This is a genomic window from Morganella psychrotolerans (assembly GCF_965118875.1).
GTDB classification, from domain to species: Bacteria; Pseudomonadota; Gammaproteobacteria; order Enterobacterales; family Enterobacteriaceae; genus Morganella; species Morganella psychrotolerans_C.
This window is the reverse complement of record NZ_CBCPJD010000001.1, coordinates 129,158-143,230: the sequence shown is the minus strand read 5'-3', so window position 1 is coordinate 143,230 and position 14,073 is coordinate 129,158. Positions and strand designations below refer to the sequence as shown.

The 14,073-nt window shown below is 47.6% G+C and carries 15 protein-coding genes and 2 tRNA genes; 5 read left to right on the top strand and 12 right to left on the bottom strand.

Annotated elements, in window-relative coordinates:
- Positions 1–100: 100 nt before the first annotated feature.
- From ACMHKJ_RS00655 to ACMHKJ_RS00645, 3 genes are all read left to right on the top strand, one after another.
- The gene (locus tag ACMHKJ_RS00655) at positions 101–1,474 is read left to right on the top strand and encodes an MATE family efflux transporter (RefSeq protein ID WP_413491565.1); all 1,374 of its coding nucleotides are present in this window, start codon (positions 101–103) and stop codon (positions 1,472–1,474) included.
- Positions 1,475–1,629: 155 nt separating this feature from the next.
- A tRNA-Val gene (locus ACMHKJ_RS00650) sits at positions 1,630–1,706 on the top strand.
- A gap of 44 nt (positions 1,707–1,750) precedes the next feature.
- Positions 1,751–1,827 (top strand) — tRNA-Val (locus ACMHKJ_RS00645).
- A gap of 184 nt (positions 1,828–2,011) precedes the next feature.
- On the opposite strand, the gene ACMHKJ_RS00640 is transcribed toward ACMHKJ_RS00645, so the two are convergent.
- From ACMHKJ_RS00640 to ACMHKJ_RS00625, 4 genes are all read right to left on the bottom strand, one after another.
- A complete protein-coding gene (locus ACMHKJ_RS00640) occupies positions 2,012–2,263 on the bottom strand; it encodes a hypothetical protein (protein ID WP_413491564.1) in 252 nt (83 codons plus the stop codon).
- A gap of 4 nt (positions 2,264–2,267) precedes the next feature.
- A complete protein-coding gene (locus ACMHKJ_RS00635) occupies positions 2,268–3,035 on the bottom strand; it encodes a DUF4225 domain-containing protein (RefSeq protein WP_413491563.1) in 768 nt (255 codons plus the stop codon).
- Between the two features lie 87 nt (positions 3,036–3,122).
- Positions 3,123–3,398 (bottom strand): PAAR domain-containing protein, encoded by a 276-nt coding sequence (locus tag ACMHKJ_RS00630; RefSeq protein WP_413491562.1) that lies wholly within the window; start codon positions 3,396–3,398, stop codon positions 3,123–3,125.
- Positions 3,395–3,571: a PAAR domain-containing protein gene (locus ACMHKJ_RS00625; protein WP_413491561.1), complete on the bottom strand. Its 177-nt coding sequence runs from the start codon at positions 3,569–3,571 to the stop codon at positions 3,395–3,397. The genes ACMHKJ_RS00630 and ACMHKJ_RS00625 overlap by 4 nt, the downstream gene beginning before the upstream one ends.
- A 550-nt stretch (positions 3,572–4,121) precedes the next feature.
- Here ACMHKJ_RS00625 and pykF point away from each other — a divergent pair.
- Positions 4,122–5,534 (top strand): pyruvate kinase PykF, encoded by a 1,413-nt coding sequence (gene pykF / locus ACMHKJ_RS00620; RefSeq protein WP_413491560.1) that lies wholly within the window; start codon positions 4,122–4,124, stop codon positions 5,532–5,534.
- Between the two features lie 443 nt (positions 5,535–5,977).
- Positions 5,978–6,214 carry a major outer membrane lipoprotein gene (locus ACMHKJ_RS00615; RefSeq protein ID WP_067398128.1) on the top strand — a complete coding sequence of 79 codons (237 nt, stop codon included), beginning with the start codon at positions 5,978–5,980 and terminating at the stop codon, positions 6,212–6,214.
- 147 nt (positions 6,215–6,361) lie between these two features.
- Here the strand turns inward: ACMHKJ_RS00615 and ACMHKJ_RS00610 are convergent, their stop codons facing one another.
- The 8 genes from ACMHKJ_RS00610 to ACMHKJ_RS00575 form a co-directional block, all read right to left on the bottom strand.
- Positions 6,362–7,447 carry a L,D-transpeptidase family protein gene (locus ACMHKJ_RS00610; protein WP_413491559.1) on the bottom strand — a complete coding sequence of 362 codons (1,086 nt, stop codon included), beginning with the start codon at positions 7,445–7,447 and terminating at the stop codon, positions 6,362–6,364.
- 186 nt (positions 7,448–7,633) lie between these two features.
- Complete coding sequence (gene sufE, locus ACMHKJ_RS00605) at positions 7,634–8,053, bottom strand: cysteine desulfuration protein SufE (protein ID WP_413491558.1); 420 nt, start codon at positions 8,051–8,053, stop codon at positions 7,634–7,636.
- Positions 8,054–8,065: 12 nt separating this feature from the next.
- Positions 8,066–9,304 carry a cysteine desulfurase SufS gene (gene sufS, locus ACMHKJ_RS00600; RefSeq protein ID WP_413491557.1) on the bottom strand — a complete coding sequence of 413 codons (1,239 nt, stop codon included), beginning with the start codon at positions 9,302–9,304 and terminating at the stop codon, positions 8,066–8,068.
- Positions 9,301–10,623 (bottom strand): Fe-S cluster assembly protein SufD, encoded by a 1,323-nt coding sequence (gene sufD / locus ACMHKJ_RS00595; RefSeq protein ID WP_413491556.1) that lies wholly within the window; start codon positions 10,621–10,623, stop codon positions 9,301–9,303. Before sufD ends, sufS begins: the two co-directional genes overlap by 4 nt.
- Positions 10,598–11,344, bottom strand: coding sequence for a Fe-S cluster assembly ATPase SufC (gene sufC, locus ACMHKJ_RS00590; RefSeq protein WP_413491555.1), 747 nt, complete (start codon positions 11,342–11,344; stop codon positions 10,598–10,600). The genes sufD and sufC overlap by 26 nt, the downstream gene beginning before the upstream one ends.
- A gap of 52 nt (positions 11,345–11,396) precedes the next feature.
- Positions 11,397–12,881, bottom strand: a complete 1,485-nt coding sequence (sufB, locus tag ACMHKJ_RS00585; RefSeq protein ID WP_413491554.1) for a Fe-S cluster assembly protein SufB — start codon at positions 12,879–12,881, stop codon at positions 11,397–11,399.
- A gap of 15 nt (positions 12,882–12,896) precedes the next feature.
- Complete coding sequence (sufA, locus tag ACMHKJ_RS00580; RefSeq protein WP_067364760.1) at positions 12,897–13,277, bottom strand: Fe-S cluster assembly scaffold SufA; 381 nt, start codon at positions 13,275–13,277, stop codon at positions 12,897–12,899.
- A 350-nt stretch (positions 13,278–13,627) separates the two neighbouring features.
- Entirely contained in the window at positions 13,628–14,053 is a 426-nt protein-coding gene (locus ACMHKJ_RS00575) for a hotdog fold thioesterase (RefSeq protein ID WP_413491553.1), read from the bottom strand.
- Positions 14,054–14,073: the final 20 nt, after the last annotated feature.

Sequence of the window (14,073 nt, the reverse complement as noted above, 5' to 3'; positions counted from 1 at the left end):
GCTTAATCGTTAGAATACCTGATCGCATACTCCGATAAATTATCAATGTATCCCGGAATCTCTTTCCTTATTTTTCTATCTGTATAAAAGGTGTATTTACGTGCAGAAGTATTTAAAAGAAGCGCGTACTTTGCTCGCTCTTGGTATTCCCGTTATTATCGCGCAGTTTTCCCAGACCGCGATGGGCGTGGTTGACACCATTATGGCCGGCAGAGTCAGTGCGACAGATATGTCCGCGGTTGCCGTCGGCACCTCTATCTGGCTGCCCGCGATATTATTTGGTCATGGTCTGTTAATGGCACTGACCCCGATTGTGGCACAAATGAACGGCTCCGGCCGCCGTCCCCTGATAGCAAATCAGATACAGCAGGGAATGTGGCTGGCAACTTTTCTGTCCGTTCTGGTCATTGCGGTGCTCTATAACAGCCGGTTTGTTATTGAAAATATGCCGCATATTGACCCTCTGCTGGCTGAAAAAGCCGTCGGATTCACCCATGCCATTATGTGGGGCGCGCCCGGTTACCTTTATTATCAGGTACTGCGCAGTCAGTGTGAGGGATTGTCCAAAACCAAGCCCGGAATGGTGATTGGTTTCCTGGGGCTGCTGGTAAATATCCCGATTAACTATATCTTTATTTACGGGAAATTCGGCATGCCTGCACTCGGTGGTGTGGGTTGCGGTGTGGCAACCGCCTCCGTATTCTGGGCAATGTTCTTTTTTATGCGCTGGTATGTCAAACGCGCCCGCTCTCAGCGGGATGTGCGTCCTAAACAGCGTTTTGCCGCACCTGACTGGACAATTATAAAACGGATCACCCTGCTGGGGCTGCCTATCGCGTTAGCCTTGTTCTTTGAAGTCACGCTGTTTGCGGTTGTCGCCCTGCTGGTCGCACCTTTGGGTGTCACGGCGGTCGCCGGGCATCAGATAGCCCTGAATTTCAGCTCCATGATGTTTATGTTCCCGATTTCACTCGGCATCGCCACCACTATCCGGATAGGCTTTAATCTCGGGAAAGATTCCCCGGAGAAAGCAAAGGTATCCTCCTATACCGGGCTTGGCGTCGGTCTGATGATCGCGGCAATGACAGCACTCTTTACCGTGCTGCTCCGTGAGCCTATCGCCCTGCTGTATAACGATAACCCGGAAGTGGTACTGATGGCATCAGGTCTGATGCTGCTGGTGGGTGTCTATCAGCTGTCTGATTCTGTTCAGGTGATTGGCGCAGGTGTATTGCGTGGTTATAAAGATACCCGCGCCATCTTCTTTATTACCTTTGTTGCTTACTGGGTTCTGGGGCTGCCAATCGGCTATATCTTAGGATTAACGGATTGGATAGTACCGGCGATGGGACCTCAGGGTTTCTGGGTTGGTTTTATCATCGGTTTAACGTCTGCGGCTATCGGAATGGCCTGCCGGATCCTGTGGTTACAGAAACAGCCGGACAGTTTTATTCTGCAACGCGCGGGGCGTTAATCCTTTTTTCTACCCGGCAATACCGGGAAAAGCACATATTTCAGTCCGATAGCGTTAAATACGAGCAGTCGGACACGAAAATGTGTTTTTCCCCTTGCAAGAGTGGGTTCTGATCGTTAATATCCGTCTCCGTTGTCAGCGAAATTATAAATAATGCGTCCATAGCTCAGTTGGTTAGAGCACCACCTTGACATGGTGGGGGTCGGTGGTTCGAGTCCACTTGGACGCACCATTTATACTTTTACAGCAACACAGCAAAGCAACAGTTCAAACAGTGCGTCCATAGCTCAGTTGGTTAGAGCACCACCTTGACATGGTGGGGGTCGGTGGTTCGAGTCCACTTGGACGCACCATTTCTCGCAGTATCCGGTTACCTTTTCCTGCGTACAAATTCTTTCCGTTTGTTATCCTAAATCTTACTTATCGAATACCGATCTTGTTAATACACAGACAGATTGCCCGGACGGCGTTAGCCTGCTCCATTAAAATCATCAGGGTTAGATCCTCCATTTTGATCTACATAGCCATTAAGAAAATCTATTCTTTCATTCCTATAAAAATGATGTTTGCAACTACCATAGCCATTACAAATATAGCCAATGATAAATACTGAGGAAGTTCACCTGTTCTCATCGATTGAATCATATCAGCGCATACAAAAAACATTGCATAAAAATATACAATACATAATTTGTATCTTATGGTTTTTATCTTACCTTTATTCATATTTAAAAAAAGAATAAAATTAATGGCTGATAACGCAAAGAAAATATATATTTTTGTATCCATACAATTAACCTCCTGTTATTTTACCATCCTGAGTAACATCATAGCGATTTCCATTTTTATCTTTGCACATATAGTACAACGGCGGGTAGTCATCCGTTCCTGTGATGGTCATAATCAAGCTACAATGTTCCTTAACATATTTAATGTTTGTTATTTTTTCGGGTTCAGCAAGACTCAACATAATGTTCCCTGTTGTCTTATCAAATATAAAGGAATTTTTTATATCATCTTTTATTTTAATAAAATTAATTATATCACTTGCTATCTCAGCAGAAAATAAATATTTATTAGCTTGCCTGAATGCATAATCCAGATCTTTTCTTCCGTAACGAAAGAGTACAAGAGCCTTTATTTTTCTGTCATCATAAACTTTAGATAATTTTGGAACCAGTTTTAATTTACCCCGGATTGAGATCCCGGCATCAACAAGGTCATAAACCAGATTTCCGACCGATTCATTAAATCCGAGATTTTTTGCAGCAGCTTTATATCCCTCTCTGACTGGCCCCTGAACATCACTGTTTCCTTCGTAAAAGCCCATTCCCCCCTCATACATACCGTTCAGTCCGTGGGTAATAAGAGGAGCGCCTATCAGACAACCACCACCGGTTGAGCATAATGCGATCCCTGCTACAGTTATCCCTAATCCACCGAGAATGGACAAACCATTAACAAACCAATCAAAAGATTGTTCGGTCAGGCTTTTTTCTTCTTTTTGGATTTCTTCTGCGCCCTGCTCATAACTTATCTGACCGGATTCAACCTGCTGCACCACTTCATAGGCAAAGGATTGAATTTCCTGCTTAAAACCATCTTTGACTTCAGGGTAATACAGGTGTTTTTCGCAGATGTCGGCGGCTCAATCTATCAGACGCTGCGCATCAATCCTGATCCTGCTGTCTTCGCTGTAAACGGGAGAGTCATATTGCCGGAAGGGTGTGTTATCAGGCTGACCAGTACCTTGTTCGTCCCCGGACGGGTGGTCTGATGTGGTCAAATTAAATGGCTCTGCGTTTCGGTACGGGGTTGCGGCAATAACCACATTAGAGCCGAAAGGACAGCCGCACTGAACGATTGAGCCATCTACGGCCTGTGCTTTGCCGTGATTACTAATCCTGCTTTCTCCGGTAATCACTTTTCCTGTTTGTCCGCACCCGGGCAAGGAGAGGTGAGATCACCAACCCTGAGGCTTATTTTTCCGCCGCAGGTGATAGTATGAGTTATGGCGAGACAGGTTGCTCCTGTACTGGTTTTGTCACCATGAAGTGCCATTGCTTTACCGAAAATGTTCGGTCTGATTTCTGACATATCATCATTCCCTGATTAGTTGCAATTACGTAGGAATGACAACCATAAGTGAAATTTAATCAGGATTAAAGATATCTTTTTTTATGTTACACAGGATTTTGTGTAATTTTATGCCAGCCTTTCATTCGTATTACCTGGAAAATCACAGAGACCGCAGGCGGAATTATATCAGGGCAATCGCAATCAAACAGGGTCATATAGCGGGGTACTCTTTTATTTAAATGAAACGACAGACAACACCTGATAGCCAGAAAACCCAAAATCATAAAATTTCTGATTTTATGATTCAAATCACACTAATAACCCTCTATAATGCCCGTGCAGTTGTTGAATGGATTCAGCTTGTTGATTTATCGGCAATGAAACAGAGTGAACCTTAGCGGATCTCTGTATACTGAATCTGTTCTTTTACAAAAACGACTTATTTTAATAACCCGGGAACCCTGACAATCGCCTATCCTTAAAGATATGATGTGAGGCGTTTGTTAACGCTCATGTCAGATACCAGTGGTTGTTCACTATTTACTCTCATAACTGTAGATGGGCTGTCATGAAAAAGACGAAAATTGTTTGTACTATCGGACCTAAAACCGAATCAGAAGAGAAACTGGAAGCACTGTTAGATGCCGGCATGAATGTGATGCGACTGAACTTCTCCCACGGCGATTATGAAGAACACGGCCAGCGCATCAAAAATCTGCGTGCTGTCTGTGAACGTACCGGTAAGAAAGCAGCCATTTTACTTGATACCAAAGGCCCTGAAATCCGGACCATTAAACTGGAAGGCGGTAATGATTTCGCCCTGGTTGCGGGTCAGACCTTTACCTTTACCACTGATAAATCCGTCATCGGTAACAGCGAACGTGTTGCTGTCACCTATCCGGGCTTTGCGCGTGATCTGAAACCGGGCAATATCGTACTGGTTGATGATGGTCTTATCGGTATGCGTGTTAAAGAAACCACCGCAACAGAAGTCATTTGTGATGTGCTCAACAGCGGTGACCTCGGTGAAAACAAAGGTGTAAACCTGCCGAATGTATCAATTGGCCTGCCAGCACTGGCTGAGAAAGACAAACAGGATTTGATTTTCGGTTGTCAGCAGAATGTTGATTTCGTTGCAGCCTCTTTCATCCGTAAACGTTCAGACGTTGATGAAATCCGCGCTCATCTGCAAGCCAACGGCGGCTCGCATATCCAGATCATTTCTAAAATCGAAAACCAGGAAGGGATGAACAACTTCGATGAAATCCTCGAAGCATCCGACGGGATCATGGTTGCCCGTGGCGACCTAGGTGTTGAAATTCCGGTTGAAGAAGTGATTTTTGCACAAAAACTGATGATCGAAAAATGTAATACCGCGCGCAAAGTCGTTATTACGGCAACACAAATGCTTGATTCCATGATCAAAAATCCACGCCCTACCCGCGCAGAAGCCGGTGACGTTGCGAACGCCATCCTGGACGGTACAGATGCCGTTATGCTGTCCGGTGAAAGTGCGAAAGGGAAATACCCTGTTGAAGCCGTGACGATTATGGCGACCATCTGTGAGCGTACTGATCGCGTGATGCACAGCCGCCTAGGTGAATTACAAACCGGTCATAAACTGCGTGTAACAGAAGCAGTTTGCCGTGGCGCAGTTGAAATGTCAGAAAACCTGGATGCACCACTGATTGTTGTTGCGACCGTCGGCGGCAAGTCTGCAAAATCTGTTCGTAAATACTTCCCGAAAGCCCCTATTCTGGCGCTGACCACCAATCCGACCACTGCCCGTCAGCTTCTGCTGGTAAAAGGTGTGACCACAAAACTGGTTAGTGAAATCTCATCAACGGATGATTTCTACCGCATCGGACGTGACGCTGCATTAGAAAGTGGTCTGGCTGTTAACGGCGAAATAGTGGTTATGGTTTCAGGTGCATTAGTTCCGAGCGGCACCACCAATACCTCATCTGTCCAGTTACTGTAGTTTTTCAGGATTATCTGAATAATCAGCGCACCCTCTTTACGGGTGCGTTTTTTATTCTAAACTATACCCAATGTCATTCAGGATGCAGGAAGGCGGCAAGCTCAGACCGCCCAGGAGCATACACAAGTATGTGACCCGGCGGGCTGAGTGTAGCCAACGAACCTGCAGTTTGAATGAATAAGGGTAAGAGAACGTAACAGAAATCTGTACCTGCACAGGATAATTATCACTTTCTGAATATGAGATGTCCGTAAATAGCCCTGTTTGTTTCACTACCGGGATATTTGATTGAAAATCGTGCCGATTATGGTTTTTTTTGATTTTCTTTGCGGTTTTGGTAAGATTATCGTTGTAAACGCTGAATTTCTATTCTCTTTCTGTATTGAAATGTGTAATATCATAAGTGCTACTTGGCGATTAACTTTAATCTAGAGGGTATAAAAATGAGTCGTTCTAAAATTGTTTTAGGTGCTGTAATTTTAGCTTCTGCCTTATTAGCAGGTTGTTCTTCTAACGCTAAATTTGACCAACTGGACAACGACGTTAAAACGCTGAATGCCAAAGTTGATCAGCTGAGCAACGACGTTAACGCAATCCGCTCTGATGTTCAGCAGGCTAAAGACGAAGCAGCACGCGCTAACCAGCGCTTAGATAACCAGGTTCGTTCTTACAAAAAATAATTCGTAACCACGAGCTTGAGAATGAATGGCGTAACATGAAATATGTTACGCCATTTTTTATGTCTGCAATCCGTCATCATAGCGACAAAAAAGCCACATCCGGTAAATACTGATGTGGCTTTTATATTATCTCAACAGCTCAGGTTATTACTCTTCGACGCTGTCCTCACTGATAATCGGACCCGGTTGAGTTAACCGCCCGGGAGCGAAATCTGCCGGTTTCAGATTCAAGGCTTTAATTTCAGCTTCTTCATCCATTTCCACCGGGGCAAAATTGGTATTACTGCCCGATGTTGACTCTTCCTGCTGATATTGCGCATCGCGGCTCACATCCACCGGCATTCCTGAACGACGGATAATCGCCTGTTCAACAATGTCACTGTTGGTATCCGGTGACTGCATAAAGCTTATCAGCCCGGCTGAACGGGCAATCGGCATAGTCTGCGGATCGTCATTTTTATTCTTCGATAACGGCTGGTGAACTTCCACGTAGCGCTTACCGTCCGGTTCAACAGCATATTTTACCGGCTCATTGAGGATCTGCACACGGGTGCCTTTCGGTATCGAGTTAAACAGGGCTTTGATATCATCAGGACGCAAACGGATACAGCCGGAGCTGACCCGCATGCCTATCCCGAAATCCGCATTGGTTCCGTGGATAAGATATTCACCCCGTCCGTGCGCCAGACGCAGCGCAAACAGCCCCATCGGGTTTTCCGGTCCGGCAGGAACAACACCCGGCAACGTAATTCCCTGTGCGGCATAGGCTTTGCGGATATTGACCGTCGGTGTCCAGGTCGGATCTTTAATCAATTGTGATACGGATGTGGTCATAACAGGCGTATCACGCCCTAACTGACCAATCCCTATCGGATAAACCTTCACTGTATTTGTTCCCGGCGGATAATAATACAGACGCAGCTCTGCCAGATTAATCACAATTCCCTGATGCGGCGTGTCCGGCAGGATAAGCTGTGACGGGATAATAAGTTTACTGCCGGCTTGCGGCAGATATGGGTCAGTTCCCGGATTGGCTTCCAGCATCGCTAATAACCCGATGCCATACTCCGCAGCAATCGCTTCCAGTGAACGCCCGTCATCCGGCACGATATAGGTTGTGTTCTCACCGATGACCCGTCCCTTATTCGCAGGGAGTTCATATTCTGTTGCCTGAGCGGTTAACGCAGTAATGGTTAATAAAAGCCCGCCCATCAACGAGAGCATTCGTTTCATACCAGATCCTCAGCTGATGTTATAAAATACGTGGCGGTTTTTCAGCCGCCACGACAAGTATTATACCCTTATTCATTCAGGATGCAGGCTCGTTGGCTCCCCGGCGGTCAGAGCTTGCCGCCTTCCTGCATCCTGAATGACGTTGGGTATATATTATTGGCGGAGTGAGAAAAAGGGAACGATGTTTTATCTCATTTGCTGCGTGTTTTGTAAGATTGTTCTGACCATTGCATTCAAACCCTGAGTACGGGAGGGTGTCAGATGAACAGACAGGGCCAGCTGATTAAAAATATCTGCAATATCCAGCGCCCGGATTTCTGCCGGAAATTTGCCCTGATATAACGCGATAACCAGCGCCACCAGCCCTTTCACGATAGCCGCATCACTGTCTCCGGCAAACCAGATCCGTCCTTCATCATCCTGTTGCATGGCTATCCAGACCTGACTCTGACAGCCCGATATTTTATGCTGCGCTACCCGTTGTGTTTCTGTCAGTGCCGGTAATTTTTCACCCAGCTCAATCAGATACAGGTAACGCTCCTCCCAGTCATGACAGCGGGCAAAATTGCGCAATAATTTTGCCTGATCCGGCAGATTAATCTTCATGTCCATCCTTACTTAACCCAGCAGTTTTGCAGTTCGTTGCAGTGCGCTTATCAGTATATCAATGTCCGCCTCTGTGGTGTAGAGCGCAAATGAGGCGCGGCACATAGCACTGACACCATAGTGAGCCAGCAGCGGCTGCGCGCAGTGGTGCCCTGTACGGATTGCCACGCCGTAGCGATCAAGAAAAGCACCGGTATCAAACGCATGATGAACACCGAGGTTAAAAGCTATCACCCCTTCGCGCTGTGAATTACCGTACAGAATAATACCCGGAACTTCGTTCATCCGCGCAACCGCATATTGCATCAGTGCGTGCTCATGCTCAGCAATCGCGTTCATGCCAATACGTCCCAGATAGTCAAGCGCTGCACCCAGCCCGATAATCCCCTGAATATTAGGTGTACCTGCGTCAAAACGCCAGGGAACTCCGGCATAAGTAATGCCGTTGGTTAAACTGACTTCAGCGATCATCGCACCACCACCTTCACGCGGCGGCATGTCGTCCAGCAGGGATTTTCGTCCCCACAACACACCGATCCCTGTCGGGCCATACAGTTTATGACCGGAAAAGACGTAAAAATCACAATCCAGCGCCTGTACATCGACCGGCAGGTGCATTGCACCCTGTGCGCCGTCTACCAGCACCGCAAGCTCTCCGCCCGCGTTACGGCTCAGCTCACGCGCCTGTGCGATAATCTCCCGCACCGGATTCACCGTGCCGAGCACATTAGACAGATGCGTAAAACTCAGCAGCCGCGTCCGGTTATCAATAAGTTCCGGTAATTTGCTGAGTATCAGGGTGCCGTCATCTGCCATAGGGATAACGCGGATGTCAATCCCGGCGCTGTCTGCCAGCATATACCAGGGCACAATATTGGCATGATGTTCCATTTCAGTAATGATGATATTGTCACCATCGTTACAAAATGCCCGCCCGAAACTGTCTGCAACCAGATTGATCGCCTCAGTCGTCCCTTTAACAAAAATAATTTCTTCCGTCTGCGGCGCATTAATAAAGTCAGCCGCTTTTTGCCGCACCGCCTCTGTGGCAGCGGTCGCCTGCGCACTCAGTGTGTGAATGCCGCGGTGAACCGCGGCATAGTGGTGGGCTGTAAAATCACTGACCGCATCAATAACCTGCTGCGGTTTTTGTGCGCTGGCGGCGCTGTCGAGATAGACCAGCGGTTTATCATTCACAATAGCGGACAGAACCGGAAAATCTGCCCGCAACTGCTGTACCGGATAACTCATGCCCGCTCCTTATCGCCTTGATCAAGTGCTCCGCGAATGCGCGTCATCACCACATCATTAAGGACGCTGTCACTGATGCTGTCTGTCAGTTCTGCGGCAAACGCGAGGATAATCATCTGCTTCGCTTCTTTTTCTGAGATCCCGCGCGCGCGCAGATAAAAAAGCTGCTCTTCATCAATCCGCCCGATGGTCGCGCCATGACCGCACTTCACATCATCTGCATAGATTTCCAGCTGTGGCTTGGTGTCCACTTCCGCTTTTTTACCCAGCAGCAGATTGTTATTGGTCATCTGCCCGTCTGTTTTCAGGGCGTGCGGAGCCACTTTAATCATGCCGTTGAATACCGCTTTGCTATTATCCATCACGATAACTTTATGGCGCTGACGGCTTTCACAATAACCTTTGTTATGTTCCAGATATGTCCGCGTATCAGCAACCTCACCATTCTTAGGCAGTACCAGACTGTTCATGGAAAGCATCACACCTTCACCATTGAGTTGTGTGCTGGTGTGATGCCGGGTCAGTTTGCCGCCGAGCAGAAAACTGGTGCTTTCCACCCGTGCATTGGCATCAATCACTAAATCATTGTGAGCGAAATGATAAGCCTGCGCATTTTCAAAACCCAGTTTCAGATGGCGAAAATCACTGTTTTCACCAATATTGGCACTCAGCCGTGCACCAGTAAAATGTGCGGATGCGGATGCTGAGCCAGAACTGATAAAATGTTCTATCACCGAGGCGGCTGCATTTGCCCCGATCTCAAGATGATAACGGCTGTGACACATATTCAGCCCGTCACTGTGTGCCGTTGAAATATTCACGATATATAAAGATTTATCTGCCTGCACACCCTGTTTCACGCAGATAACCAGAGGATTTTGCGCGAGGCTTTCCGTCAGATGCAGGAAAATTTCTCCGTTCACTGCCGCCGGAAACGCACGTTTATCATCGGCAATGCTCAGTTCATAAGCACCAAAATCCGTATCACTCCACTGTGGCGCAAACACACCGTCCACCAGCACCACACGGTAAGCATTGAGTGTCGTTATCACGCCCGCAGGCAGTGCATCAATTGTACCCATCCGTTGCTGATACTCTGCCGCAAGCAGATTATCCAGTGACGTATAATGCCAGTCTTCCTGACGAAACGCCGGAAAGCCGGTTTTCTGTGCCAGTTGCCAGTGATGCAGGGCATTGTCTGAGAGCGGGCGTTGACGTTGTGCAATCAGCACGTCAATCTGTGCCATTGCTGCCGCATTGCGCTCACTGACCTGACTGCGTTTCAGCCCGCGTTCACTGTTGGTCAATAAGCCAGCCATATCCCTGCTCCTCCAGTTTTTTAGCCAGTGAGAAATCACCGGATTTAATAATTTTGCCCTGATACAGCACATGAACAAAATCCGGTTTCACATAATCGAGGATGCGCTGATAGTGCGTGACAATAATAAAAGCACGCTCCGGGCTGCGCAGCTGATTCACACCATTTGCCACGGTTTTCAGGGCATCAATATCCAGTCCGGAATCTGTTTCATCCAGGATGCACAGTGACGGCTCAAGCGCTGCCATTTGCAGGATATCATTACGCTTTTTCTCACCGCCGGAGAATCCGACATTCACCGCGCGCGTCAGCAAATCCTGCGGCATATTGAGCAGCTCAATTTTGTCTTCAATAAAATCAGCAAAATCAAACCGATCCAGTTCCGGTTTGCTGCGGTACTTGCGCACCGCATTCACTGCGGTTTGCAGGAAAAACTGATTACTGACGCCGGGAATTTCCACCGGATACTGAAACGCCAGAAAAATTCCCTCACCGGCGCGATCTTCCGGTGCCAGCTCCAGCAGATCTTTACCTTTAAAACTGACGGTGCCGCCATCGACTTCGTAATCTTCCCGTCCCGCCAGAGTAGCGGATAAGGTACTTTTTCCGGAGCCGTTCGGTCCCATAATGGCGTGAATTTCACCCGGTTTTACCTCAAGGGATAACCCTTTGAGGATCTCGTTACCTTCCACGCTGACATGCAAATCTTTTACACTTAACATAATGTACTACTCCGTCCCGCCGGTTAGCCTGCGGGCGCTGATTCTGATGTAATTAACCCACACTGTGCTCAAGGCTTATCGCCAGCAGCTTCTGTGCTTCCACGGCAAATTCCAGTGGTAATTCAGAGAACACGTCTTTACAAAAACCATTCACGATCATAGAGATCGCATCATCTTCACTGATCCCGCGCTGTAAACAATAAAACAGCTGATCTTCACCAATGCGCGAGGTGGTCGCTTCATGCTCCAGATGCGCACTGTTATTCATCACTTCCACATACGGAAAGGTATGAGCGCCGCACTCTGTGCCGATAAGCATGGAATCACACTGGGTAAAGTTACGGGCGTTTTCCGCACCCGGCAATATTTTTACCAACCCGCGATAGCTGTTCTGGCTTTTCCCGGCAGAAATCCCTTTTGAAATTATGGTGGATTTGGTATTTCGCCCGATATGGATCATTTTTGTCCCGGTATCGGCCTGCTGTGAACCATTGGTCAGGGCAACAGAGAAAAATTCACCGACAGAATTATCCCCTTTGAGAATAACACTCGGGTATTTCCAGGTGATCGCCGAGCCGGTTTCTGATTGTGTCCAGGACATCCGCGAGTTGTCACCCTCACACAGTGCCCGTTTGGTCACAAAATTGAGGATCCCGCCCTGTGTCTCGCCACCGGCAAACCAGTTCTGTACAGTGGAATATTTCACTTCCGCATCTTTGAGGATAATCACTTCAACAACTGCCGCATGCAGCTGATAAGTATCCCGTACCGGTGCTGAACAACCTTCGATATAACTGACGTAACTGCCTTCATCGGCAATCAGAATAGTCCGCTCAAACTGACCGGTTTTCGCCGCGTTAATGCGGAAATAGGTGGACAGTTCCATCGGGCAGCGCACGCCTTTCGGGATATACACAAAGGTGCCGTCAGAGGCAACAGCGGCATTCAGTGCGGCAAAAAAGTTATCGTGACTTGATACCACACTGCCGAGGTATTTCTGCACCAGTTCCGGATAATCATGAATCGCTTCCCCGAATGAGCAGAAAATTACCCCGTGCTGTTTCAGTTCATCACGATAGGTTGTTGATACTGAAACGGAATCAAAAATTGCATCTACCGCAACCGCTTGCCCCTCACGAACCGGAACCCCCAGTTTTTCAAATGCATCTTCGACTTCACTGGTCAGGAAACTACCTGCCGGGCTTTGGGTTGCTCCCGGCTGAGAGCCGCAGGTATCATCACAGGATCCGCAGGATGGCGCGGAGTAATAACTGTAATCCTGATAATCAAGATCAGGATAATTGGCTTTCAGCCAGTGCGGCTCTTCCATGCCCAGCCAGTGCTCAAAGGCTTCCAGGCGGAAATTCAGCATCCACTCCGGTTCATTTCGCTTGGCAGAAATCGCACGGATAACGTTTTCATTTATTCCTTTCGCCAATTCATCGGTGGCGACGTTGGTGAAGAAGCCCTCTTTATAACGCCCGTCATTCAGCCAGGTCTGAACTTCTTCACCCATTTCCGGATTGCTCTGAGACATAATATGGCTTCGCTCTTAAACCCCGAAGCTCTCACCACACCCGCAGGCATGTTGTGCTTTCGGATTATTAAATTTAAATATCTGATTCAGCCCTTCACGGACAAAATCCACTTCTGTGCCGTCAATAAACGGCATCGCTTTGCGCGGAACATACAGCCGGGCACCATCGCGCTCAAACAGCATATCTCCCGCATCCGCCTGATTAATCATGTCAAAAACATAACCAAACCCGGCACACCCGGATTGCTTGACACCCAGGCAAAGCCCGATGCTGTCCGGTGTGTTATTCATCAGTGTCACAATCTGTTTTGCGGCGGCCGCCGTCAGCGTGACCCCTGTCCAGTCATTGTCATTCAGTGAAAATGTTTCCACCGGGTTTGCAGTATTTGTTGTCATCATTGACCTCATAAAATTTACGGCTTTCGCCGACGGTAGCTCTCCGTAAACACTATGTTAACGATAATGTTTCCCACTTCAACCACTTGCTTTGAAAGGGCATTCCGATATCAGTATAAATAATAGGCAAAACAGCGTGAATACGTGTATCATTTTCGTGTGGGAAGTGGATTAAGCTGTTGTTATAAAGATTAAAAATATTTTTATTGTGTGTGTATTTTATAGTACCAATGAGTACAGTATCTATCGCACAAAAGGATCATTATAAATGCAGCTTTACAGACGGGAACCGGTATTTCATCATTTCCGAAAAAAAAAATAAGAAATACCGGCTGAATGTTGAATGTATGTTACTTTTTCAGCCCATGCAAAATAGCCGTAGTCAGACGGGATATACAACACAACTTTTGTTGTTCATCATAGATTTCTATCGACCAGACCTGCTGGTTACGCCCGAGATGTATCGCTTTGCAGTGACCGGTAACCAGTCCTGCGCGAACCGCCCGCACATGGTTGGCATTAATCTCCACTCCCACCACGGTTTCATCTCCTTCACTGCACAGATAACCGGCCACTGAGCCGAGACTTTCTGCCAGCACCACAGACGCACCGCCGTGCAATAATCCGTGCGGCTGCTTTGTCCGTTCGTCAACCGGCATTGTGCCGATCAACTGTTCCGGCTCCAGCGCGGTAAATTCAATCCCCAGATGACTGAGCATATTTCCCTGCGCAATGTGATTCAGCTCTGCCAGTGTGGTGGCGCGTTTCCATATCATAGAACTCTCCCCGGTTATCG